This window comes from Mesorhizobium sp. M7A.F.Ca.ET.027.02.1.1 (genome assembly GCF_004022985.1).
In the GTDB taxonomy this organism is placed as follows: domain Bacteria; phylum Pseudomonadota; class Alphaproteobacteria; order Rhizobiales; family Rhizobiaceae; genus Mesorhizobium.
The window spans coordinates 1-3164 of the sequence record NZ_RZOL01000551.1; the positions used below are offsets into that span (position 1 = coordinate 1).

General features: G+C 57.5%; 4 protein-coding genes and 1 pseudogene. 3 read left to right on the forward strand and 2 right to left on the reverse strand.

Annotated elements, in window-relative coordinates:
* Positions 1–350 (forward strand): CoA-transferase (locus tag EN749_RS33145; RefSeq protein ID WP_145991114.1); only part of this gene is annotated, 350 nt, incomplete at its 5' end.
* A gap of 15 nt (positions 351–365) precedes the next feature.
* Complete coding sequence (locus tag EN749_RS33150) at positions 366–995, forward strand: 3-oxoacid CoA-transferase subunit B (RefSeq protein ID WP_128364745.1); 630 nt, start codon at positions 366–368, stop codon at positions 993–995.
* A gap of 149 nt (positions 996–1144) precedes the next feature.
* Here EN749_RS33150 and EN749_RS33155 read toward each other — a convergent pair whose 3' ends face one another.
* A complete protein-coding gene (locus tag EN749_RS33155) occupies positions 1145–2107 on the reverse strand; it encodes a LysR family transcriptional regulator (RefSeq protein ID WP_128364746.1) in 963 nt (320 codons plus the stop codon).
* Between the two features lie 36 nt (positions 2108–2143).
* Between EN749_RS33155 and EN749_RS33160 the strand changes: the two are divergent.
* Positions 2144–2354 (forward strand): annotated as a pseudogene (locus tag EN749_RS33160) (transposase); the annotation flags it as partial.
* A 319-nt stretch (positions 2355–2673) separates the two neighbouring features.
* On the opposite strand, the gene EN749_RS33165 reads toward EN749_RS33160, so the two are convergent.
* Positions 2674–3164 (reverse strand): CocE/NonD family hydrolase (locus EN749_RS33165; protein WP_128364747.1); only part of this gene is annotated, 491 nt, incomplete at its 5' end.

The window sequence follows — 3164 nt, forward strand, 5'->3', positions numbered from 1 at the left end:
GCTTCTTTACCAAGACCGGCGTGGGCACCTTGGTCGCCGAGGGCAAGGAGCACAAAAGCTTCAACGGCGAGACCTATGTGCTTGAAACCGGCATCGTCGCGGACCTGTCGATCGTCAAAGCCTGGAAGGCCGACACGTCAGGCAATCTCGTCTTCCGCAAGACAGCACGCAACTTCAACCCGCCGGCCGCAACCTGCGGCAAGATTTGTGTGGCTGAGGTTGAGGAAATCGTACCTGCCGGAAGCCTCGATCCCGATCAGATCCACTTGCCGGGAATCTATGTGAATCGGCTTGTCCAGGGCGCGCACGAGAAACGCATCGAAAAGCGCACGACACGCGCGGCAGCTTGAGAGCAGGAAAAACGAATGGCTTGGGACAGGAACCAGATGGCGGCACGGGCAGCGCGCGAACTGGAAGACGGCACTTACGTCAATCTCGGGATAGGCATTCCGACCCTGGTCGCCAATCATATACCCGAGGGTGTTCACGTGACGCTGCAGTCGGAGAACGGCCTGCTTGGCATAGGTCCCTTCCCGACCGAAGACGAGGTCGACGCGGACCTCATCAATGCCGGCAAACAAACGGTGACGGCACTGCCGCATTCGGCCTTCTTCGACTCGGCGCAGAGCTTTGCAATGATCCGAGGCGGCAAGATCGCCATGGCTATCCTCGGCGCGATGGAAGTTTCGGAGAGCGGTGACCTCGCCAACTGGATGATCCCCGGCAAGCTGGTCAAGGGCATGGGTGGCGCAATGGATCTGGTGGCCGGCGTAAAGCGGGTGGTGGTCGTCATGGATCATACCAACAGGGCAGGGGAGTCGAAGGTCCTAAAAGCCTGCACGCTGCCGCTGACGGGCCAGGGCGTGGTCGATCGGATCATCACCAACCTTGGCGTGCTCGACGTCGTGGAAGGCGGTTTAAAGCTCGTTGAACTTGCCGACGGCATCACTGACAGCGAGCTGCGCAGCGCAACCGAAGCAACGATCGTTGACTGATCTACCACGGCCTTTAGTGCAAACTAGACGTCAACGAGCTCCTGTCAACATCCCAGTGCTACCCTCAGCACTCCATCCATCGGACAGCGATCAAGGCCTGTCTGGACTCTTCTAAAATCTGCAATAGTGGGTGCGCTTTCGCTCGTTTCCTATTTCTTTTTCGTCGGATCAGGTTGCGACTTGTCTAACCATCTGGCTCCGGTCGGAATTCTGAATCCCTGCATTCCTCCCTGCCGTAACATTTCCATGAGAATTCCGGCAGCCGGAGGCATAGGTGTCTGTGGATCGTGGATAAGATAGATCTCGCGTTCGACTACCGGATCCACCAACTCTTTTTCGGCAAATTCACAAAACTGCATCATGGGCAGGACAAGGCTGGGCACTGCGGATACGCCTAGATCGGCGGATACGAGGCCCGCAACCGCGCCGACGTCACGAACCTGTGTGACGGTCCCGAGTTGAATTTCGGCAATTTGCAAAGCGCGATCCACACAAGTGCGAATGCTGCTCAAGGGATCGAATGCGACGAAGTCTTCCCCAGCCAAGTCGTTCCAGGACACTGTTTCCATGTTCGCAAATCTGTGAGATTTCGAGCAGATGCAGATCAGTCTATCCGCCACGATCCGTTCGCAGACCAGCCGTCCTTTCGCCTTTGGAAAGGAAGTGATGCCAAAATCGGCTTGTCCGTTAGATACGCAATTAACAACCTCCTCCGCAAAACCGTCCTTTACCGATATTCTAACGTTGGGCCTGGCTTTCCGGAATTCGGAAATTACCGTTGGCAGTATGATGGACGCGACCGACGATAGTGCCGCCAGGCTCACGACCCCATTCAGTCCGCTATGGTAAAGCTGGAACCGTGACAGTGCGCTGTCGAATTCCTCAAGGACACGGCGCGCGTTCATCAGGAACTGTTCGCCGGATGCTGTGACAACGACCCGCCTTGTGGTGCGCTCGAAGAGGCGGGTGTCCAGTTCCTCCTCAATCTCCACAATTGTTCGGCTTAACGCCGACTGCGAGATGTTCAGAAACTGTGCTGCGGCGGTATACCCGCCCCGCTCTGCGATCGCGACGAACGCACGCAAATGCCTGAGAGTGATATTATTACTCATTCGCGATTGATCTATACCCAAAACATGTTCGACGCACAATAGTTGGAGGCGAGATTGATGGTCTGGTATCGGGCCACGAAGTGCGGACGGCGGTTTGCGCAGACCCCCCGGTGTCGGGCCGATCGGTGCGTCGCCCCTGGTGATGAAGTGGCCGGCGCCTGGGACCTTTCGATCGGCCCGACACGTTGCCGCATGGCTCGGCCTAACACCGAAGGATCATTCAGCTGCTGGCAAAATCAGGCTTGGTCGGATCAAGGCTCGCCGAATACGTATGGCTCGCGTTAGCGGAGGGTGGAGGGCATCCATTTTTCACTAATTTGACAACCCAGGGGGGTCGGTGATCAGCCGCGATCTTGATCGTCGGGTTTCACTGCGCGGCTGATCGCGTTTTTCGGCGGCGGCGGCGGGTTGATGTGTGCTTTTGTACTCGGGACGAGATCGGCTGCTGTCGAAGGCGATAGCTTGATCCCTCAATCTTGATGAAGACGGAGATCGAAAGGGCGGTTGCGGCAGGACGCCGAAGGCCTTGCCCCAGATCCGTAGTTTGCAACAATATGGGCTTCTGCTCAAGGCTCGATAATCGGCAGGTCGATGTAGCAACCGGCCGGGCCTCGATGAAATTGGAGGATGGGCGGCTCGCCGTCGACGGGAACATTTGCAAAAGTGGTCGTGTCGCTACCAGCGAGACACACCCTCAGACGGTAGCCGGCCGGGACACGGGCGGAAATCGGATGCAACGTGAAGGTCAGGATCGCGGCCTCGCCCGGTATAAGCGGTTCGGCGTCGCGTCTCAGGTAGCTGTGCTGTGCTCCCAGCTCGCTGAATGGTGAGTCCGTCCACACCTTTCGGTGCAAGGCGCGAAGCTGGCCGTCGGTGAGATAACAGGACACTCCGTCGGGCTTCACGGCTTCCAGATAGACGAAAAAGTTACCGTCCTCGCGGGTCGAAGTGATGTTCAAATGGACCACGATGTGTCCTGTTATCTCGACATCGCCGGTCAACGGCTCGCTCGTGTAGCAAAGGCGAGTGGCGTCGAACTGTCGCCGATCTCCATAAT